The organism is Streptococcus sp. SS4 (assembly GCF_030440125.1).
Classification (GTDB): Bacteria; Bacillota; Bacilli; order Lactobacillales; family Streptococcaceae; genus Streptococcus.
In genome coordinates this window covers 14,605-34,865 of sequence record NZ_JAQFJM010000010.1, presented here as the reverse complement: position 1 = coordinate 34,865, position 20,261 = coordinate 14,605, and the positions used below count along the sequence as shown (strand labels likewise).

Annotated in this window: 20 protein-coding genes; 16 read left to right on the top strand and 4 right to left on the bottom strand. The window is 39.6% G+C overall.

What is annotated here, in order from left to right; genetic code table 11:
* Positions 1 to 35 precede the first annotated feature (35 nt).
* The 15 genes from PCY16_RS09320 to metG all read left to right on the top strand — a co-directional run bounded on the left by PCY16_RS09320 (position 36) and on the right by metG (position 14,905).
* Positions 36 to 659, top strand: coding sequence for a GNAT family N-acetyltransferase (locus PCY16_RS09320; RefSeq protein WP_037601875.1), 624 nt, complete (start codon positions 36 to 38; stop codon positions 657 to 659).
* A gap of 148 nt (positions 660 to 807) precedes the next feature.
* Positions 808 to 1,431, top strand: a complete 624-nt coding sequence (locus tag PCY16_RS09315; RefSeq protein ID WP_070576554.1) for a GTP pyrophosphokinase family protein — start codon at positions 808 to 810, stop codon at positions 1,429 to 1,431.
* A gap of 1 nt (position 1,432) precedes the next feature.
* Positions 1,433 to 2,110, top strand: coding sequence for a response regulator transcription factor (locus PCY16_RS09310; protein ID WP_060972076.1), 678 nt, complete (start codon positions 1,433 to 1,435; stop codon positions 2,108 to 2,110).
* Positions 2,111 to 2,123: 13 nt separating this feature from the next.
* Positions 2,124 to 3,347 (top strand): HAMP domain-containing sensor histidine kinase, encoded by a 1,224-nt coding sequence (locus tag PCY16_RS09305; protein WP_070576553.1) that lies wholly within the window; start codon positions 2,124 to 2,126, stop codon positions 3,345 to 3,347.
* A gap of 236 nt (positions 3,348 to 3,583) precedes the next feature.
* Positions 3,584 to 4,321 carry a UMP kinase gene (gene pyrH, locus PCY16_RS09300; protein ID WP_002885551.1) on the top strand — a complete coding sequence of 246 codons (738 nt, stop codon included), beginning with the start codon at positions 3,584 to 3,586 and terminating at the stop codon, positions 4,319 to 4,321.
* A gap of 14 nt (positions 4,322 to 4,335) precedes the next feature.
* The gene (frr, locus tag PCY16_RS09295; protein ID WP_002885567.1) at positions 4,336 to 4,893 is read left to right on the top strand and encodes a ribosome recycling factor; all 558 of its coding nucleotides are present in this window, start codon (positions 4,336 to 4,338) and stop codon (positions 4,891 to 4,893) included.
* Positions 4,894 to 4,982: 89 nt separating this feature from the next.
* A complete protein-coding gene (gene cvfB, locus PCY16_RS09290) occupies positions 4,983 to 5,840 on the top strand; it encodes an RNA-binding virulence regulatory protein CvfB (RefSeq protein WP_070576550.1) in 858 nt (285 codons plus the stop codon).
* A gap of 8 nt (positions 5,841 to 5,848) precedes the next feature.
* Positions 5,849 to 6,064 (top strand): YozE family protein, encoded by a 216-nt coding sequence (locus PCY16_RS09285; protein WP_002885591.1) that lies wholly within the window; start codon positions 5,849 to 5,851, stop codon positions 6,062 to 6,064.
* A gap of 238 nt (positions 6,065 to 6,302) precedes the next feature.
* Positions 6,303 to 7,601 carry a LysM domain-containing protein gene (locus PCY16_RS09280; protein WP_080611532.1) on the top strand — a complete coding sequence of 433 codons (1,299 nt, stop codon included), beginning with the start codon at positions 6,303 to 6,305 and terminating at the stop codon, positions 7,599 to 7,601.
* 79 nt (positions 7,602 to 7,680) lie between these two features.
* A complete protein-coding gene (locus PCY16_RS09275) occupies positions 7,681 to 8,745 on the top strand; it encodes a PhoH family protein (RefSeq protein WP_070576544.1) in 1,065 nt (354 codons plus the stop codon).
* 122 nt (positions 8,746 to 8,867) lie between these two features.
* A complete protein-coding gene (locus tag PCY16_RS09270; protein WP_070576537.1) occupies positions 8,868 to 9,566 on the top strand; it encodes a hypothetical protein in 699 nt (232 codons plus the stop codon).
* A 152-nt stretch (positions 9,567 to 9,718) separates the two neighbouring features.
* Positions 9,719 to 10,765 (top strand): hypothetical protein, encoded by a 1,047-nt coding sequence (locus tag PCY16_RS09265; RefSeq protein WP_037601891.1) that lies wholly within the window; start codon positions 9,719 to 9,721, stop codon positions 10,763 to 10,765.
* A gap of 130 nt (positions 10,766 to 10,895) precedes the next feature.
* On the top strand, positions 10,896 to 11,774 hold the full coding sequence (locus PCY16_RS09260) for a hypothetical protein (RefSeq protein WP_037601893.1): 879 nt from the start codon (positions 10,896 to 10,898) through the stop codon (positions 11,772 to 11,774).
* Between the two features lie 102 nt (positions 11,775 to 11,876).
* Entirely contained in the window at positions 11,877 to 12,746 is an 870-nt protein-coding gene (locus PCY16_RS09255) for a hypothetical protein (RefSeq protein ID WP_070576534.1), read from the top strand.
* Between the two features lie 155 nt (positions 12,747 to 12,901).
* A complete protein-coding gene (gene metG / locus PCY16_RS09250; protein ID WP_070576532.1) occupies positions 12,902 to 14,905 on the top strand; it encodes a methionine--tRNA ligase in 2,004 nt (667 codons plus the stop codon).
* A gap of 233 nt (positions 14,906 to 15,138) precedes the next feature.
* Here metG and PCY16_RS09245 read toward each other — a convergent pair whose 3' ends face one another.
* From PCY16_RS09245 to PCY16_RS09230, 4 genes are all read right to left on the bottom strand, one after another.
* Positions 15,139 to 15,984 carry an aldo/keto reductase gene (locus tag PCY16_RS09245; RefSeq protein ID WP_060972083.1) on the bottom strand — a complete coding sequence of 282 codons (846 nt, stop codon included), beginning with the start codon at positions 15,982 to 15,984 and terminating at the stop codon, positions 15,139 to 15,141.
* 10 nt (positions 15,985 to 15,994) lie between these two features.
* Positions 15,995 to 16,891, bottom strand: coding sequence for a LysR family transcriptional regulator (locus PCY16_RS09240; protein ID WP_002885507.1), 897 nt, complete (start codon positions 16,889 to 16,891; stop codon positions 15,995 to 15,997).
* 238 nt (positions 16,892 to 17,129) lie between these two features.
* Complete coding sequence (locus PCY16_RS09235) at positions 17,130 to 17,381, bottom strand: CPBP family intramembrane glutamic endopeptidase (protein ID WP_301354538.1); 252 nt, start codon at positions 17,379 to 17,381, stop codon at positions 17,130 to 17,132.
* Positions 17,314 to 17,871, bottom strand: coding sequence for a CPBP family glutamic-type intramembrane protease (locus PCY16_RS09230; RefSeq protein ID WP_301354539.1), 558 nt, complete (start codon positions 17,869 to 17,871; stop codon positions 17,314 to 17,316). The genes PCY16_RS09235 and PCY16_RS09230 overlap by 68 nt, the downstream gene beginning before the upstream one ends.
* Before the next feature lie 410 nt (positions 17,872 to 18,281).
* Here PCY16_RS09230 and PCY16_RS09225 point away from each other — a divergent pair, with 410 nt between their 5' ends.
* Positions 18,282 to 20,219, top strand: coding sequence for a GbpC/Spa domain-containing protein (locus tag PCY16_RS09225; protein WP_060972085.1), 1,938 nt, complete (start codon positions 18,282 to 18,284; stop codon positions 20,217 to 20,219).
* Positions 20,220 to 20,261 lie beyond the last annotated feature (42 nt).

Below are 20,261 nucleotides of genomic sequence, written 5' to 3'. Positions count from 1 at the left end.
TATACTGAAAAAAACAGACAGATTAGGAGATTAAGATGCAATATCGCAAAGCAAGACTAGACGAAGTTCAGGAAGTGGCACAAGTATGTGCAGATGCCTTTGAAGATTATCCCTATCTTTCAATGATTGCCACTAATTTAAAGAATCCTGAACAGTATGAGGAATTTGTCTTAGCCTTGCAGGAAATGTTGGTGCGTTTAGCTATAAAGATGGATTCGTGTTTGGTGGCTGAAAAGGATGGTCGCATTGTTGCGGCAGCTATTTTACAGCATCAGACGATTTCTATGCTTAACTATCTCCAGAACGGAGCGACCAAGCTTTTCCGTTTCATAAGCATCACTAAGTTGTTTAAGTACTTTAATTTTGTTGAAGAGTCTGAAAGACATCTGGAGGATTCTGCAGAATACGATTGGTATCTGATGATGTTAGCAGTAACTCCAGATTATCAAAGAAAAGGTATAGGAAGTCGTTTCTTGCTTGAAGGGGTTGAACCTTTTGTACGTAGTACAGGAGGTCGTAGTCTTGGCTTGATTACCAATCGCGATTACAATGTGCCTTTCTATGAGAAAAATGGCTACAAGCAATGTGGTTATAAGGTCTTGACCTATGAAACACACAAACTAGGCAACTGGCCTTTTGTCAAACCACTTGATGCATAGCCTTGTGTTAATTGAACTTAGATAAGCAAATTGAATCTGGCTTCGGCTGGATTTTTTTCTTAGCTTTAGAGTCCTTCTTGTCTGGCTCATTCCTTATTTTTAAGCCTATCTATGCTATAATTAAGAAACGCTATTAGAGGAGGTTTATATGTCAACTCCAAGTATTTATGGGGAATATGCTCAGTGTCTCCCTAAGATTTTACAAGAAATAACAGACCCAATTATTGCGGCTAATATTACTAGCAAAAAAGAAACAGGCTTCAAACTCTATGAACATTTTATTTCACGAATCAAAGAGAGCGATTCTATGCGTGAAAAGTGTCGTCGGAAAAATTTACCTGAAACCAGCCAGTCTGCCCTCAAGGAAATCCGTGACAGTATAGGGATTCGAATTGTTTGTGGCTTTGTCGATGATATTTACAAGACTATCGATGTCATTAAGGCTATCCCTGGTGTTTCTATCTACAACGAGAAAGATTACATTTTAAATGCTAAGCCTAATGGTTATCGTTCATACCATCTCATTTTGGAAGTAGAAACCGAGTTTCCAGATGTCTTAGGAAATGAGAGAGGAACCTATTTTGTTGAGGTTCAGCTTCGGACCATCGCTCAGGATTCGTGGGCCAGTTTGGAGCATCAGATGAAGTACAAGCACGATATCAAGAATCCAGAAATGATTACCCGTGAGCTTAAGCGCTGCGCGGATGAATTAGCTTCATGTGATTTGACCATGCAGACCATCCGTAACTTAATTCAAGAAGGAGGGGACTAGAATGGCTTTGAAAATTCTACTAGCTGAGGATGAGGAAGCTCTTTCTCGAGTTTACAAGGCGGCTCTTGAGCATCAAGGCTATGAGGTGGATCAGGCCTTTAACGGTCAAGAGGCAGTTGACCTAGCCGCACAGAATGCCTATCAAGTAATGATTATGGATATCATGATGCCCATTAAAACAGGTATTGAGGCCCTGAAAGAGATTCGCTCCTCTGGGAATACGACGCATGTCATTATGTTGACGGCCATGGCTGAAGTTGATGATCGTGTAACAGGACTTGACGCTGGGGCAGACGATTACTTGACCAAGCCGATTTCTCTTAAGGAACTTTTGGCTCGTTTGCGCTCGCTAGAGCGTCGTGTTAGTGAGACCTTTACTGCCAAAATTTTGACACTTGGTTCTGTACGTTTGGATCAGGAGGAACAGGAGTTGGTAGCTGGCAACGCCATTAGACTTTCGAGCAGAGAGACCAAGCTAATGGCTCACTTCATGCTCAATCCTGCCAAGAAATTAACGACTGAGCACCTTTTTAAGACCATCTGGGATGATGAGGAAGATGTGGACGAGTCGATTGTCTGGGTCTATATTTCCTATTTGCGTCAGAAATTGCAAGCCATCCAGGCCGATATCAGCATTCTTGGTGAAAAGGGTGGTGACTTTTGCCTTCTTGCCAATTAGAGAGGAGTAGTTCATGTTTAGACGTTTACGACTTCAATTTATTACGATTGCTTCCTTGGCTATTCTCTTTATCTTGGTTTTTACAGTGGGAATCATCAATACTGTGAGGTCCTTTCAAACAGAACAGGAAATTAGTAAGGTTCTCAACACGCTTACAGAAAATAATGGTAGTTTCGGAAAAACTAAAAAAATTGAGACCAATCAAGGGCATGAAATTCCATCGGATAGTTTTCGTTTTTTCAGTGTGACCTTATCTGGTGATAAAGTGGTCAGTCAGGATACCAGCCATACTTCTTTAATAGATGATGAAGAAGCTGTTAGCTATGCACTTGCAGCTAGCCGTATGACGAATACTCTTGGAACAATTAGAGAAAAAAATATCAATCTGAGTTATCAGGTTAGCAAAGTCAGCAAAAATAAGATTCTTGTGGTCTTCCTGGACACGACCTCTTATTACAATTCTTCCCAAGCCTTGCTCAGTCTTTCTATCCTCTTATCAATGTTTGGGTTTATCTTTTTTGTCGTCATTGTCAGTGCCTTATCAGGAATCGTCATTCGTCCCTTCATTCGAAACTACGAAAAGCAGCGACGTTTTATTACCAATGCTAGTCATGAATTAAAGACACCATTGGCCATTATTTCTGCCAATACGGAGCTACAGGAACTCATGACAGGGGAGAATGAATGGACCAAGTCAACTAATGACCAGGTGGCACGTTTGACCAATCTAATCAATTCTCTTGTGGCTCTATCTCGTCTGGAAGAGCAGCCGGACATTGTTCTTCAAGATGTGGATTTTTCCTATATTACAGAGGATGCAGCCGAGGACTTTAAGGGACCTGTCGTCCGAGATGGCAAATCCTTCGTTATGGATATCGCCCCAGATATCCATGTAAAGGCTGAGGAGAAGTCTCTCTTTGAACTTGTAACTCTCCTTGTGGATAATGCTAACAAGTATTGTGATCCAGAAGGGACAGTTACGGTAAGACTTCGTCAGATTGGAAGAACGCGAAAACGGGCTCGTTTAGAAGTGTCAAACACCTATAAAGAAGGTAAGGCTGTTGACTATAGCAAGTTTTTTGAGCGTTTTTATCGTATTGAAGAATCCCATAATAACAAAGAACACAAAGGTTTTGGCATTGGCCTTTCCATGGCTCAAAGTATGGTCAAATTATTTAAGGGGCGTATCTTTGCCTCTTATAAAAATGACACCATCACCTTTACAGTTATCTTGTAAGGATATTTTTTAAATATTTGACTAGGTGAAAACCCTAATTTATGATAAAATAGTAAGGATGAAGATTTAGTGTTTTCTTTGCAAAAAAAGAGAACATTTTCCTATCCTAATCATAAAAAGGAGTTGCTTGAATAAGCCCCTTAACCACCTTAAAAGGATGGTAATTGACGACTTAGGAAAGATGAATCTCAGCTAAGAATTAAATCATAAAACAAAATAGTTAATAGGGAGAAATCATGGCAGAACCAAAATACAAACGTGTCCTCATTAAGCTTTCAGGTGAAGCTCTAGCTGGTGAACGAGGTGTTGGGATTGATCTTCCAACTGTCCAAGCTATGGCTAAAGAAATTGCTGAGGTAGCGGATTCAGGTATTCAAATTGCTCTAGTTATCGGTGGTGGTAACCTTTGGCGTGGGGAACCTGCAGCTGAAGCAGGAATGGATCGTGTTCAAGCAGACTATACTGGTATGCTTGGAACAACTATGAATGCCCTTGTTATGGCAGATAGTTTGAAACAACTCGGTGTTGATACACGTGTTCAGACAGCGATTGATATGAAATCTGTGGCAGAGCCTTATATTCGTGGTCGTGCCCTTCGTCACCTTGAAAAAGGTCGTATTGTTATCTTTGCAGCAGGTATTGGTTCGCCATACTTCTCAACAGATACAACAGCGGCTCTTCGTGCAGCTGAAATTGAAGCTGATGCTATTCTTATGGCTAAAAACGGCGTTGATGGTGTCTACAATGACGACCCTCGTAAAAACGCTGATGCTGTCAAATTTGATGAATTGACACACGTGGAAGTTATCAAACGTGGTTTGAAAATTATGGATGCCACAGCTTCTACCCTTTCAATGGATAATGACATTGACCTTGTTGTCTTCAACATGAACGAACCAGGAAACATCAAACGTGTTATCTTTGGTGAGCAAATTGGAACAACCGTATCTAACAAAGCAGAATCACACAAGTAAGAAAGAGAGAATTTATGACAAACGCAATTATTGAAAAAGCAAAAGAACGTTTCGCCCACTCACACGAGTCATTGGCCCGTGAATTTGGCTCTATCCGTGCAGGTCGTGCCAATGCCTCACTTCTTGACCGTATCACTGTAGAATACTATGGTGCTCCAACACCACTTAACCAATTGGCTTCAATCACGGTTCCTGAAGCACGTGTCCTTTTGATTTCACCATTTGATAAAGGTTCAATTGCTGATATCGAACGTGCGATCAATGAATCTGACCTTGGAATCAACCCAGCTAATGATGGTTCTGTTGTGCGCTTGGTTATCCCAGCACTTACAGAAGAAACACGTAAAGAGTTGGCTAAAGAAGTGAAAAAAGTCGGCGAAAATGCTAAAATCGCTATCCGTAACATCCGCCGTGACGCTATGGATGAAGCTAAGAAGCAAGAAAAAGACAAAGAAATCACAGAAGATCAATTAAAAGCTTTGGAAAAAGATATCCAAAAAGCAACTGATGACGCTGTTAAGAAGATTGACAGCATGACAGCAGAAAAGGAAAAAGAACTCCTTACTGTTTAATCAATAGAAAAATAAGGAGAGTGGGACAGAAGCAAAAGAGCATGGACTATGTTAGCTTCCTTGTCCGACTCTCTTTTTAGAGGAAAAAGATGAATACATTACTTGGAACGATCATTACTGCCCTAGTAACTGATGAAAATGATAAATTTTACTTTGTACAAAAGGACGGTGTGACTTTTGCTTTATCTAAAGAAGAAGGAGAACACGCTATTGGTGACATGGTGACAGGCTTCGCCTATACAGATAGCAAGCAAAAATCACGTCTAACACAAAAGGAAATCAAGGCAACTCGTGATTCTTATGATTGGGGAGAGGTCACTGAAGTCCGTAAGGATTTGGGTGTCTTTGTAGACGTAGGAATTCCAGATAAGGAGATTGTTGTCTCTCTCGATGTTTTGCCAGAACTCAAAGAGCTTTGGCCTAAGAAGGGGGATAAACTCTTCATCAAACTCGATGTTGACAAAAAAGACCGTATTTGGGGACTTCCTGCCGAACCTGAGGTCTTTCAACGTATGGCTGGACCTGCTTATGATAATATGCAAAACCAAAAATGGCCAGCTATTGCCTACCGTCTCAAATTGTCAGGAACTTTTGTTTATTTGCCAGAGAATAACATGCTTGGTTTCATCCATCCATCAGAACGTTATGCAGAGCCACGTTTAGGTCAGGTCCTTGAAGCGCGTGTGATTGGGTTCAGAGAAGTTGACCGAACCCTCAATCTTTCTCTTAAGCCACGTTCTTTTGAAATGCTTGAAAATGATGCTCAGATGATTTTGACCTATTTAGAGAGCAATGGTGGCTTTATGACACTTAATGACAAGTCATCACCAGCAGATATCAAGGCAACCTTCGGTATTTCTAAGGGTCAATTTAAGAAGGCTCTAGGTGGTCTAATGAAGGCAAAAAAAATCAAACAAGATCAGTTTGGAACAGAATTAATCGGTTAGGAGAAGGCATGAGAAAATCCTTTTATACTTGGCTGATGGCCCAGCGTAATCCCAAATCCAATGAACCAGTAGCAATCTTGGCTGATTTGGCTTTTGAAGATTCAACCTTCCCGAAGCATACTGATGACTTTGAAGAAGTCAGTCGTTACTTGGAAGATCAAGCTAGCTTTTCCTTTAATCTAGGGCAGTTTGACCAGATTTGGGAAGATTATCTAGCCCATTAATAGTGACTAAGTTTACGATAAGCATAATGACTTTTAGCATTTTCTTTAAAAAGTAATTACCATTTGAAATGGGATGAATTGTTACATTTTTTTACAAATATATCAGATGTTTTTCAATAAATTAGGCTTGTTACAACTAGTTAGTAATTGCTTTAAAGAGCAGTAAATCATAACTTTTTTGATGGAAAGTGTGGTATTATTGTAGATGTTAAAATTGTTAAAAAGGAATGAATTATACATGTTATCAAAATCTAAAACAACAAAGGCTCTTCTATACTCGACCGCAGCACTTTCACTTTTTGCTGCAAGTCACGTACATGCCGATGAAACTTCAAACTGGGCAGCACGTTCAGTAGATCAAATCAAAGCAGATATCGCTGTAAGTGATAACCAACAAACTTATACAGTTCAATACGGTGATACTTTGGGAAGTATCGCTGAAGCAATGGGTATCAATGTGAACGTTTTGGCTAACATCAATCAAATTACAAACATTGATTTGATTTACCCTGGAACAGTCTTGACAGCAACTTACAATTCTGATAATCAAGCAGTCTCTGTTAAAGTTGAAACTCCAGCTTCAGAAACATCAACCACACCTGTAGTTGCAGAAGCTAATTTGACAACTAACGAAGTGACTGTAAACGGTCAATCTGTAGTTGCGGCGGACTTGACGGCTCCAGTTGAAACAGTAAGCACAACAGCTACTCAAGCACCTGCTACAGAAGAATCAACTCAAGCTGTTTCAGAAGTAACAGAAGCTATCGCATCAGCATCAGAAGCACCAGCATACGCAGAAACTGAACAACCAGTTGCTGATGCTATTGATCATGTAACTGCGTCAGCAGAAGCTACACCTGATGCAGAAACTACTCCAGCTGCTGCAACACCAGAACAACCTGAAGTAAAAGAAGAAGCACCAGCAGCAACATCAGAAGCGTCTTCAGAAGCACCAGCAACTTCAGAGGCACCAGCAGCAACATCAGAAGCGTCTTCAGAAGCACCAGCAACTTCAGAGGCACCAGCAGAACAACCAGCTGCAGAGCCAGCAGCAACATCAGAAGCTGCTTCAGAGGCACCAGCGGCTTCAGAGGCGCCAGCAGAACAGCCAGCGGTAGAACCAGCAGCAACATCAGAAGTAGCATCAGAAGCACCAGCGGCACAACCTGCATCAACAAATACACTTCCAACGGATCCACACCTTCAACCACAAGCTGAAGCTTTCCGTCAAGATGTAGCAGCACAATTCGGTCTTACTGATATCGGTGGTTACCGTGAAGGTGACCCACAAGACCATGGTCAAGGACTTGCCGTTGACGTTATGGTACCAGTTGGTTCAGAAGTTGGTAATCAAGTCGCACAATATGCTGTAGACAATATCTCAAATGCAGGTATTTCATACATCATCTACAGACAACAATTCTACGCACCAGTAGATAATATCTACGGACCAGCCAACACTTGGAACCAAATGCCTGACCGTGGTAGCGTTACTGAAAACCACTATGACCACGTTCACGTATCATTCAACGCATAATTAAGAATTACAAAAAGTCACGCCTGGCGTGATTTTTTTGATATAATGGAGAAAAAGACGAAAGAAAGAGGAACTCTATTTGCAAGAGTATTCTGTTGAAATTACCCTAAATCACCCAGATGATGTCTTGTCACTTTTTGGGACCAATGAGCGCCATCTAAAACTTATCGAAGAAAACCTAAATGTTATCATTCATGCTCGAACAGAGCGTGTGCAAATCCTTGGAGATGACGAAGAAAGTGTCAAATTGGCCCGCTTGACCATTCAAGCCCTCCTTGTTTTAGTGGAGCGAGGGATGTTAGTTAACACTTCAGATGTTGTCGCAGCCTTGACCATGGCTCAAGATGGTTCGATTGATAAGTTTGTTGCTTTATATGAAGAAGAGATTATCAAGGACAATAGTGGTAAGCCTATCCGAGTGAAGACTTTAGGACAAAAGGTCTATGTTGATAGCATTAAAAATCATGATGTGGTCTTTGGGATTGGTCCAGCCGGTACAGGGAAGACCTTTTTAGCGGTTACCCTTGCAGTTACAGCTCTTAAACGTGGTCAAGTTAAACGTATTGTTCTAACACGTCCGGCGGTTGAGGCAGGTGAAAGTCTTGGCTTTTTGCCTGGCGATCTCAAGGAAAAGGTAGATCCTTACCTTCGTCCAGTTTATGATGCCCTCTATCAAATTCTTGGCAAAGAGCAAACGACTCGCCTAATGGAACGTGAAATTATTGAGATTGCCCCTCTTGCTTATATGCGTGGTCGTACCCTCGAAGATGCCTTTGTTATCCTTGATGAAGCGCAAAATACAACCATCATGCAGATGAAGATGTTCTTGACTCGTCTTGGGTTTAATTCTAAGATGATTGTCAATGGAGATATGAGCCAGATTGACCTTCCACGTCGTGTTAAATCTGGTCTTGTCGATGCCATGGAGAAATTGAAGGGAATCAAGGCTATTGATTTTGTTCATTTCTCTGCCAGTGATGTCGTACGTCACCCAGTTGTTGCCGATATCATTAATGCTTATGAAAAAGATGCACCTAAGTTTGATCTTGAGAAAAAATCAGAAGAATCAGACCAGGCTAAAGAAGTAGTATCAGGATTGACCGAATACCCAGTCATTGGTGCTGAGGATGTTAAAAGTAAATAGATGAAAAGAGGTTTGAGAGTAAGTGTTCTCCCCCTCTTTTTCTTTGATAGTCAAGTCACAGATTTCCTCTCTATTTTTGGTAAAATAGTATTGAAGAATAGGCCAAAATGGGGGGGAGAAGTATGACTAAGGCAAAAAAATGGAAGATTGCTCTTATTTCGGTTCTTGGCCTTGTGGCAGTAGTCTTAATAGCCATTATAGAGGGAAGGTTTTGGAAGTATCAAGAGAACTATATTCCAGATGGTACCTATCAGATGGTAAAATATGAGGCTAAATCAGCATATTCCAATGAATTGATAAATTGGACTAAGCGGGGAGAGAATAATGATAGTTTATATGAGGATTTTATAGTTGTTGAGAATATGAAATCTCAATTTTATTATGTTTTTGTGGGGGATGGGGAACCTTTTGTCTCACCATTTGAGCACGATGAAAAGCTTCCACAGACTTTTGACCCACATACTGGGACTTTGAAACAGGATCTAACAGTCTCTGAATATAAAGCTCTAGTGATTTCTCATATTGATAAGATTTCTAAAAAGGGAGAGGAGTACTCAAACGTAAAGGAAGTATCTGTCCAAAGGTGTGTAGACGATTATAAAAAAATGTTGAAGCAAAAAAGAACTTATGAAAAGCGACCTAATGGTCTCGTTCTGACTGTTTATGCTGATGATGGACATATTGAGTCGCGTAGAACTTTTAAACGATTGAGCTCAGAGGAAGCCAAAGAGGTCAAAAGTGGTTATGATTGGGATTATGAGTATTCCTTGAAGTATTATAATTATTCAAGGCATGATGGGGATTATCTCATCTGGCGTTGAACTACTTACCGACCAAGTACCTCTTTACTATCGAGAATCATAGCCAAATGTTTTATTAAAAAAACTTACAGTCTTTATGATAATTGTCAAATACTATTTCACCATTTATTTTGGTACAATAGAACAGTAGACCAATAAAAAAGGAGATTATTATGAACCAGCAAGAGTGGATTGAGTACTTTGAATTAGTCAACGGTCGTAAACCAACTCCCGAAGAGTTATCTCAAGCTCAAGCAGCAGGCGAGTTTATCCTTGAACGACCTAATATTTTTAGCTCAAATGGACAAGTGACGGAGCAAAGACCGATTAAACCAGCTGAACCTGTAATTGCTATGACGCAACAGCCTCAGTTTGCCCAAGCAACAGCAACCTTCCAACAAGTAGTACCCCCTAAAAAAGGTATGTCTAAGAAAACTAAGATTATTTTGGCATCAGTCTTAGGTTCCTTGGCAGCGATTTTACTTATCGTTGGAGGCTATTCACTATGGCGCTACCAATCAGGTAAGATTGCGGATGGAACATATGAGGTAGTGGCCTATTCTTATCGTGATGAAGATAAAGATAAGATGGTAAATGCTTTCGATGAATTTGATGATGTCTACTCCTTTGTAGAAGTAAAAAATAATAGATCTAGATACTATTCTTATCTCGAGGACAATAAATCACCTTATGTTAGCTTGTTAGAGTATGAACATGAAATCCCTCAGCAGTTCGATCCATGGAATAAAACTCAGACAGAAGTTTTAACAGTTGAAGAGCTTGAATCTACAGTCAAAGACTTCATGAAAGATATGTCTAAGGATTATTCTTTTTACACTAAAGACGCTACAAAAGAAGCCGTTAAAGAATCTGTAAAATCTTACAAGAAATCTCTCAAAGAAAAACGAACTTACGTCAAAAAAGGTAACGAGTATACGCTATCTACTTATGACAAGGATGGAGAGCTTCAATCCCGTGTTACTTTTAAGCGTATGAGTAAGGGGGATGCTGAAGAGCGTTGGGATGATTATAAGGATGCAATTAAAGATTATAAGAAAGAATTGAAGACTTATAGTGATCAGTACGACGAGTATAAGGATTACTTTAATTATGGTTATGGAGGTGACTACGGTTATGGTTACAGCGATGACTATGGTAGTGGTTCTAAATCAGGCTCTGACGATAGTAAAAGCAGCAAAAGAGGCATTGATAAAATTTAATCAGCCAATGATGTAAATGAGCAAAGTGGTACAAGAAGGAGAGCTAAAACTCCATCTTGGTACCGCTTTTCTTTTTATGAAAATAGTCAAATAGCTTTGGAGTCTTTTTTCTGGTAGAATGGAAATATCAATGAAAAAGGGGACTTTTATGAACGAAAAAGAGTGGTTAGATTATTTCGAAACAATCAATAATCGTAAGCCGACAGAGGAAGAAATCCAACAAGCAAAAGCTAATGGGGAATTTATTTCTCAAGAGTCTAAGGACGAGGGTGTTAATCCTCAACAATCTCAGTTGAGTGATCAAGTGACACAAGCCGTTTCACAAGTTGCTCCTGCTAAGACAGGCTTGTCTAAGAAAGCTAAAATTATTATTGCTTCTGTGGTGGGAGCGATTGTCCTAGTGGCACTTTCATTTGGTGGCTATGCGTTTATGCACCTGCAAGGTGGTAAAATACCTGAAGGAACCTATCTACTTGAAACTTATCGCTTTTACCATAAAGATAAGAAGAAAATGGTTGATGGTATGGAATCTTTCAAGGAAAGTGGCCTAGAGGCTCATGATTTTGTTAAAGTCAAAGGGAACAATGTTAAATTTTATTTTTATACCTTAGCTGGCGGGAACAATCTGGTTGACTTTACAGACTATGATACTGACGAAGCATACCGTCCAGATGCTTGGTCTAGAACGCTTAAACCAAACATGTCACTATCTGAATATACGAAAGTCATTGACCAGGCAGTAGATAATCAATACAAAATAAGTGAATATCGAACTAAGGCTGATAACGATGAAAGTAAAAAGATTTACGTTAAATCCTACAAAGAATCTCTCGAAGAAACCGTTCGATACAAGGTTAAGGGTGATAAATTAATCGTCACAACTTATAATAAGAAAGGTAAACTTACAGAAGAAAGAAGCTTCAAACGCCTATCAGAGGATGACGTGAAGAAATTAGATTATGACTATGAACGTGATGTTAGAGCTGATAAAAAGCGCTTTCAAAACTAGTAATGTTTAAAACCAGCCTAGCTGGTTTTTTCTTTTATGAAAAGCGTTTAAGAAGGTATTTTTCTGGTAAAATGAAAGTAGAAATGGGAAGGGGGTACTATCATGAATGAAAAAGAGTGGTTAGACTATTTCGAAATAATCAATAATCGACAACCGACAGTGGAAGAAATCCAACAGGCTAAATCTAGTGGCGATTTTATTTCTCAAGGGCCTAAGGTAGAGAAAGTCAAGCCACAAGTTCAACTCAGAGAACAGGTGACACAACCAGTTTCACAAGTTAGGACTCCTAAAACAGGATTGTCTAAGAAGGCAAAAATCATAATAGTTTCTCTAGTTGGGACAATCCTTCTAGTGGCACTTTCCTTAGGTTCTTACGCCTTTATACACCTGCAAAGAGGTAAAATTCCTGAGGGAACCTATCTAATTGAATCTCACTATTATTATGACAAAGATGAGAAAGAGATGGTTGATGTTTTAGAGTATAATGAATCCATCGATATATATGTTCGAGACTTTGTTAAAGTAAGAGGCAATCATTTAAAAACATGTGATTATTTTTTAAGTAATGGCGAAGGCTATGTTTATAAGATAGATTATATGACTGGTTATAATTTCGACTGTGACGCTTGGTCAAGGAGTCTTAAGCATACTTGGACACTTTCAGAATATGAAGATATGGTTGGTAAGCTTCTAAGAAAATACTATAAGGGTGCTCCTCTTAAAACTGAGTCTGGAATTGAGAGAGACATAAAAGAGTATAGAAAAAGGTATAAATCAGAGTTGAAAAGGACTTATCGTTATAAGTTAATAGGAGACAGACTAACAATTATTAGCTATGATGGAGATGGGGAAATTCATTCTGTGCGGACCTTCAAACGCTTGTCCAAAGCAAAAGAGGAAAAATTACAATCTGACTATGATAAATTCTCTAAGAAGGATAGGGAGTTGAAAAGGTTAATATTAAGCTTTTAAGTTGCGAATGTCATTCAAAGTGAATCTTATGTTCCTCGCAAATTAATATTATTTAAAACCAGCTAGTCTGGTTTTTTTAGTGTCCAAAACGTGCTATAATAAGATGTTATATCATCAGTGTTAGCCCATTTGTTAACACATGAAAGGAAATTAAAATGACAAAAACATTCTACATCACAACACCTATTTACTACCCATCTGGTAAATTGCATATTGGTTCTGCCTATACAACCATTGCTTGTGACGTCTTGGCACGTTACAAACGTATGATGAACTATGATGTCTTCTATCTTACTGGGCTTGATGAACATGGCCAAAAGATTCAACAAAAAGCTGAAGAAGCAGGCATCACACCACAAGAGTATGTGGATGGTATGGCTGTTGGTGTTAAGGACCTCTGGCAACTTTTGGATATCTCATACGATAAATTCATCCGTACGACTGATGATTACCATGAAAAAGTTATTGCTCAAGTTTTCGAGCGTCTCTTGGAACAAGGAGATATCTATCTTGGTGAATACTCTGGTTGGTACTCAGTTTCAGACGAAGAATTCTTCACTGAAAGCCAGTTGGTAGAAGTTTACCGTGATGATCAAGGTAATGTCATTGGTGGGGTAGCTCCATCAGGACATGAGGTAGAGCTTGTTTCTGAAGAATCCTATTTCTTTAAACTCAGCAACTACGCAGACCGTTTGACTGCCTTCTTTAAAGAACACCCAGAATTTATCCAACCTGATGGTCGTATGAATGAAATGCTTAAAAACTTCATCGAGCCAGGCTTGGAAGATTTGGCTGTGTCACGTACAACCTTCACTTGGGGAGTAAAAGTACCGTCAGATCCAAAACACGTGGTTTATGTGTGGATTGATGCTCTTATCAACTATATTACTGCCCTTGGTTATGGTCAGGATGAGCATGGTAACTTTGATTTGTTCTGGCAAAATGATGAAAACCACGAAATTATCCACATGATTGGTAAGGATATTCTTCGTTTCCACTCAATCTACTGGCCAATCATCCTTATGGCTCTTGATTTGCCATTGCCTACACGTCTTGTTGCCCACGGTTGGTTCGTCATGAAAGACGGTAAGATGTCTAAGTCTAAAGGAAACGTGATCTATCCAGAAATGTTGGTAGAGCGTTTTGGTCTTGATCCACTCCGTTACTACCTCATGCGTAGTTTGCCAGTCGGTTCAGATGGTACCTTCACACCAGAAGACTATGTGGCCCGTATCAACTACGAGTTGGCTAATGACCTGGGGAACCTCCTCAACCGTACAGTTGCCATGATTAACAAGTATTTCGGTGGTCAAGTGCCTGCCTATGTTGAGAACGTTACAGACTTTGATGCTGATTTGGCTAAGGTTGTGGCTGAAAATATTGAAGAATTCCACAAACAAATGAATGCTGTAGATTTCCCACGTGCCTTGGACGCCGTTTGGAACATCATTTCACGTACCAATAAGTATATCGATGAAACAGCTCCTTGGGTACTTGCCAAAGAAGATAGTAACAAGGAACAATTGGCAGCTGTTATGGCTCACTTGGCTGCTAGTCTTCGTGTGGTAGCCCACCTCATCCAACCATTCATGATGACAACTTCAAATGCCATTATGGAACAACTTGGTTTGCCAGTAGCATTTGACCTTGAAAATCTTGAACTTTCAGGCTTCCCAGAAAATGTGACAGTCGTTTCAAAAGGAACTCCAATCTTCCCACGTCTTGACATGGACGAAGAAATTGCCTACATCCAATCTCAAATGAACGCAGGCAAACCTCAAGAGAAAGAATGGAACCCAGAAGAGGTCGAACTTAAGTCTGAAAAAGACCAAATCAAATTTGACGACTTTGACAAGGTTGAAATCCGTGTTGCTGAAGTTAAAGAAGTGGAAAAAGTCGAAGGTTCAGACAAATTGCTTCGCTTCCGTCTTGACGCTGGCGACGGAGAAGACCGCCAAATCCTCTCAGGTATCGCTAAATTCTATCCAAACGAACAAGAATTGGTCGGCAAAAAACTTCAAGTCGTGGCTAACCTCAAACCACGTAAGATGATGAAAAAATATGTCAGCCAAGGTATGATTCTTTCCGCAGAACATGACGGCAAACTCACTGTCTTGACAGTAGATCCATCTGTTCCAAACGGAAGTGTGATTGGGTAAAATATTATATAAAAACAGTTTTTCAATTCGTAGAATTGCTAAACTGTTTTTTACTAAACTTCGGTTGTGAGTAAAGCGCTTGAAAGACATCTAAGTCTAGCACTTAGGAGTTCTGATTCCTTAAAACTGAAAATTATTTACTGGAGAATATCACCTAAGCTCCGTCACTACTTAAAGAAAGCCACAAGAGGAGCTAGAGTATAAGAAAAACGAGTTCAGTCGAACTCGTTTTCTTATACACTATATTTCAATAAATGCTTAATGCGTTCCACACTTTCATCAGGACCATAAGCATTTGGGTATCGGTCCAGTCTACTAATAGCATCAAGATCTGCTTGGTCTAAGTGGAAGTCAAAACTATTAAAGTTTTCCTTCATCCGTTCGATATGGGTACTTTTAGGAATGGTCAGAATGCCTTGTTGGGTTTGCCATCTGAGGATGACCTGAGCAACTGTCTTGCCATGTTTGTCAGCGATAGCAGTCAGAGTTGAGTCCTGAAAAATACCATCCTCTCCTCTGTGAAAAGGGGCCCAGGCTTGTGTTAGGGTACCGAATTCCTTATCAGCTTTCTGAATCAGTTTGTGTTGTTTATAGGGATGCAACTCGATTTGATTGACTGCTGGAATAACAGGTGTTTGCAAGGCAAAATCTGCCAAACGTCCTGTTGAGAAGTTAGAAACCCCAATGACTCTAATAAGTCCTTCATGCTGAAGCTCAATCATAGCACGCCAGGCACCATGTAAGTCGCCAAAAGGTTGATGAATCAAATATAAATCAAGATAGTCAGTATCTAGTTTGCGAAGTGTTTCTTTTAGGGCTAATTTGGTATCTTCGTAGCCGAGCTGGCTAATCCAGGCTTTACTAGTCAAGAAAATATCCTCTCGAGGGATACCAGATGACTTAATGGCACGTCCAACAGCCTCCTCATTTCGATAAAGACTAGCAGTATCAATTAATCGATAGCCTACAGAAAGAGCGTCTTCAACGGCTTTTTGACATTCCTTTTGATCGAAAATTTGCCAGACACCAAAACCAAGCACGGGTATTTTGATGCCATTGTTAAGTGTTTGAAATTCCATTTTCTTCTCCTTAGTGGTGGGGTAGTAAGCTATCCTGAATTTCCTCGATAAATGCTTGAATAATTGCGGATTGTTTCTGTTTATTATTTGTCACAAACCCCAAGGTGTGCTTGGGACTGTTCTTCAGTGGAAGTAAAACAATTTGGTCCTTAATGAAACTATTAACAATACCGAGGCCAGAAGCGTAACTATCTGAGGCACAGAGCAAATTCATGACACTGCCTCGGTCATTACTGTAAATCACTTGTTGGTCAGGCAGAACCTCGAGAGGATCTTCGTCAAAATGAATTCCAGAGCTTTCTTGACGAAAGCGGACCTGTGGGTATCCCTCTAAATCTTTGAGGTTGAGGGATTTTTTGTGAGCTAGGGGATGTTGGCGACCTAAGAAAATCTTGGTTTCAAACTCTCCAAGTGGGGTAAAAGTTAAATCCATGTGTTGGAAACTGCGTTCTAGGATATGGTCGTTATCTTCATCTAGATAAATAATCCCCAGATCACTTTCGAAGCTTTCAACGCTTTTGAGAATCTTCCTAGTTGTTGTTTCAATCAGTTGAAATTCTTGATAATCACTACGAAAACGTTGGGCAATGTGAGCCATGGGAAGTGACAAGAAATCGTAGTGGTGACTGGCAACAGTGAATGATTTCTTAAAGGATTTGCGATAGCGTCCTTCTAGTAGATCTAGCTCTCCAAGAATACGTTTGGCGTATTTGAGAAAATCATGACCGTCATCAGTTAGTTTAGCTCCTGTATTGGAACGTTCAAAGAGTTGGACTCCAAGTTCTTCCTCTAAATCACGGATGGATGCTGAGAGATTAGGTTGAGTCAAAAAGAGTTTTTTAGCAGCCTTACTAAAAGACCCTGTTTCAGCGATAGTCTGAACATAGCGACATTGTTGAAAATTCATAAGCATCCCCTTTAAAAAATATGATTGTAGGTCATATTATAACAAAATGAGAAGTCTAAAATCAGCAAAATTCTGATAGGAATAGATGAAGACTTGATATGAAATTTCTATGATTAAATCGTTTTAGGAGTAATAATGGAAATTGAGATAAGTTGTAAGAATGTGGTGCTGATAAATGAAAAACTGCATCCCCAGGTTAGACACCAAAAATCTAACTTGTGGGATGCAGTTTGAAATATTAGTCATTAAGATATCTAATGGCTTTCAATTTTTTAGGACGAATAAGGAAGAGTCCTAGGGCAATTAAAGGTAGCCAGAAAATGAAATGCCAGATACTTGTAGCTGGTGCAGCCTGTGTTGATTGCGAGAGAAGGACACTGGCAAAATCAACCAAACAGTGCAGAATAATAGTCCACCAGAGACTACCAGTACGTAGGTAAATAGCAGCAAAGAATATTCCTATAGCTGTCGCATAATAAACCTGGAACAAGGTAGCGTTCAAGGGCTGGTGAGTGAGGTTTCCAAGATGGGCTAGTCCAAAAAAATATGGCAGATAAGAAAACGACTCCTAAAACCTGTTTTGAAGATCTAATACCATCTTGGAAGGCGAGTTTAAGGAAAAGTCCACGAAAAAAATATTCCTCAAAAAACCCGGCTCCTAAGGCAATAACCAAGGCAGTTCCTATCATGTGAGGTGCTTTACTGATCCCAAAAGCAACCGCAGAAAGATAGAAGAAATCTGCCAAAAGAAGAAACCAACAAACCCCTAAGGTTTCAGACCAACTTATCTTTTTAGTCGATTTGATCTTTAATCCAAGGCGTCTCTGTACGAGGAAATAGTATAGACACATAAGGCCAAGCGTTTTAATGAGATAACCTATATTCTCAGGCAGAGGCTTAAGAATCAAACGCAGTACAAGGTTCGCTAAAATAATACTAACCCCAAGAAGGATCAGCAATCTCATTTCTTTTTTTGTCATTGAAAAGTCCCCCAACTTTCTTAACATTTTTTTTAAGCATACGACGAAAAACGCTTAAAGTCAAGGTCTTGAAGGTGTTTTTTATGTGTTTTTAGTAATGAAGAGGTCACTTCATGTTAACCCGAATATAGTAGAAAACATATGTTATCTTAGAAACAGTCCTTTATGAGAAAAAAATGAACGGCTGTAAGAAAGTAATAAGTGAAAACTCTATGAACCCCTTACGAATTACAATTAATTGTAAAGAGATGGTTGAATTATAACAAAAGTGTGTCAAATTTTAAAAACATGTAGCAAATATATAATATTTTTTTCAGAAAACTATTGCCAAATTTTGAAAATCACGGTAGTATATTAAACGGTGAAGAAAATAGGTTAATAAAATGTTAACCAAGAAGGAGAAAGTGTAAATGAAAGTCAATCCATTTAAAACAACATTGTATTCAAGCGTATTGCTTGCAGGACTCGCGGCTACAAGCGTAGCAGCTGCGGATGAAGCTAAAGATGTAACAGCAACTACTGATACTGATGCAACCGTATCAAATACGACTGCAGAATCAAGTGCTAATCTTGTTAAAACAACAGGTGATGCAGCGGTTGTCACTACAGTACCTGGAACAGAAGAAAAAACTACTACTGAAACAGATACTACTGTAAAAACAACAACTAAAGCTATTGCGGAAGTTTCAAATCCTGACTTCGATAACGCTGTTGAAGCTGCAACAACGACTGCAGCAGCATCAAAAGATTCTGCTGATGTTAAAGCTGTTCAAGATCAAGCAGCTAAAGATGCTCAAGAAGCTTCAAATACAGTTGTTTCTGAAAATAAATTGACTCGTGAAGAAGCTGATGCAGCTCTTACATCTGCTAAAGCAAATGTTGTTGCAACAGGAGGATTCACAGCTACAGAAGAAGCAGGTGTTAAACACACTAGCGTCGAAGCTGCTAACAATGACAACAAAGTTCAAACAACAGCTTTGACAACTGCGGTTTCAGAATATAAACAAAAACTTGCAGATTACAAAACACAATTGGACAAATACTACCAAGACGTTCTTGCTTATGCTGCTTGGGAAAAATCATACAAGGAATATACTGGTGGAACAACAGCTCGTCTTTTGACAAAGGGCTTGGCTGAAAATGCCACTGGCTTGATTTATAAAACAGAATCTAATGCTACTATGACTGTTGAAAACTCAGCAGGTTCAGTTGACTACTTGGATAAAACAATCCAATCAGGTCACTCAGTAGATGAAATCCTTGAACAATTCAACACATCTCGTTACATTCCAAGTGACTTCAGTGCAGCTAACGGTACACAGTACACTATCAATGCTGATGGTGAATATACTGAAGATGTATGGTTGAAGATGGCTACAGGTCAAACGTTGACTGTAACATACAACAATCTAAACGGAACATCATTCAATGGTACTCCAGTTAAGAAAATCGTTGCAACTTACACTTTGGTAGAAACACCAAGTACAGATGGTTCAGCCATTGTTAAGTTGTACCACGATCCAACGAAGACACTTTTCATTGGTTCACAAACTGACGACACTAACAAAAAACTTCATGTTAAGATGAACTTGAACTTCTTTGATTCTGAGTCATCAGTGAAACCACTTGATTTGTCTAAGAATGGATCAGTTTTGAGTATCTCATCACTTAACCACTGGAACACTGAACTTGGAAACCACATTGAAAAAGTTGGTTTGAATGGTAATGAATACGTTCAAATCCCTGGTTCATCAATCACTTTGCATGAGGATGGTTATGCTTATGCAACAAACGATAACGAATTTGTGGCTAACGGTTCACGCTTTAACAGTGACCCAACAGTTGATCCAACAACTGGTGAAGTCACAGATGAAGGTTGGGATGCGATTAACCCAGATGGAACACCTCGTACGAAGAATGCCTACTATGGTGCTGCTGCAACAATCTTCAAAGGCCAACCAATGGACTTTATCGTAAGCGGAAATAACCTTAACGTTCCAACTGCTTACTGGTTCGCAACTAACTCAACAGTAGTTGTTCCTGAATTGCCAGAAGAACCAAATAAACCAGTTCTTCCAAATACTGTTTCAGCATCAGTTACTTACCACAAAAACTTTGTGTCTGTTGAAGAAACAACTGAGAAACCAAAACCTCAAGTACCAACAACTCCAACAGAACCTACACCAGGTAAACCTGTAACACCAACATCAGTACCTGTAAAAGAAGAAGCTCCAGCTCTCCCAGCTACTGGTGAAAAATCAACAGCAGCTTCTGCAGCAGCAGGTGCAGCTATGGTGACATCAGCTTTGGCCTTGTTCGGTATCTCAACTTACAAACGTAAACACTAAGATAATACCAAAAAAGCTAGGAAATTTTCCTAGCTTTTTTGG

Bases quoted from the DNA above. Each gene is read 5' to 3' on its own strand.
- PCY16_RS09285 (WP_002885591.1), top strand. From the start codon at position 5,849: ATGAGAAAATCCTTTTATACTTGGCTGATGGCCCAGCGTAATCCCAAA.
- PCY16_RS09310 (WP_060972076.1), top strand. From the start codon at position 1,433: ATGGCTTTGAAAATTCTACTAGCTGAGGATGAGGAAGCTCTTTCTCGA.
- PCY16_RS09245 (WP_060972083.1), bottom strand. From the start codon at position 15,984: ATGGAATTTCAAACACTTAACAATGGCATCAAAATACCCGTGCTTGGT.
- PCY16_RS09240 (WP_002885507.1), bottom strand. From the start codon at position 16,891: ATGAATTTTCAACAATGTCGCTATGTTCAGACTATCGCTGAAACAGGG.
- PCY16_RS09225 (WP_060972085.1), top strand. From the start codon at position 18,282: ATGAAAGTCAATCCATTTAAAACAACATTGTATTCAAGCGTATTGCTT.
- PCY16_RS09270 (WP_070576537.1), top strand. From the start codon at position 8,868: ATGACTAAGGCAAAAAAATGGAAGATTGCTCTTATTTCGGTTCTTGGC.
- PCY16_RS09255 (WP_070576534.1), top strand. From the start codon at position 11,877: ATGAATGAAAAAGAGTGGTTAGACTATTTCGAAATAATCAATAATCGA.
- pyrH (WP_002885551.1), top strand. From the start codon at position 3,584: ATGGCAGAACCAAAATACAAACGTGTCCTCATTAAGCTTTCAGGTGAA.
- cvfB (WP_070576550.1), top strand. From the start codon at position 4,983: ATGAATACATTACTTGGAACGATCATTACTGCCCTAGTAACTGATGAA.
- PCY16_RS09280 (WP_080611532.1), top strand. From the start codon at position 6,303: ATGTTATCAAAATCTAAAACAACAAAGGCTCTTCTATACTCGACCGCA.
- PCY16_RS09305 (WP_070576553.1), top strand. From the start codon at position 2,124: ATGTTTAGACGTTTACGACTTCAATTTATTACGATTGCTTCCTTGGCT.
- PCY16_RS09315 (WP_070576554.1), top strand. From the start codon at position 808: ATGTCAACTCCAAGTATTTATGGGGAATATGCTCAGTGTCTCCCTAAG.
- PCY16_RS09230 (WP_301354539.1), bottom strand. From the start codon at position 17,871: ATGACAAAAAAAGAAATGAGATTGCTGATCCTTCTTGGGGTTAGTATT.
- metG (WP_070576532.1), top strand. From the start codon at position 12,902: ATGACAAAAACATTCTACATCACAACACCTATTTACTACCCATCTGGT.
- PCY16_RS09265 (WP_037601891.1), top strand. From the start codon at position 9,719: ATGAACCAGCAAGAGTGGATTGAGTACTTTGAATTAGTCAACGGTCGT.
- PCY16_RS09260 (WP_037601893.1), top strand. From the start codon at position 10,896: ATGAAAAAGGGGACTTTTATGAACGAAAAAGAGTGGTTAGATTATTTC.
- PCY16_RS09320 (WP_037601875.1), top strand. From the start codon at position 36: ATGCAATATCGCAAAGCAAGACTAGACGAAGTTCAGGAAGTGGCACAA.
- frr (WP_002885567.1), top strand. From the start codon at position 4,336: ATGACAAACGCAATTATTGAAAAAGCAAAAGAACGTTTCGCCCACTCA.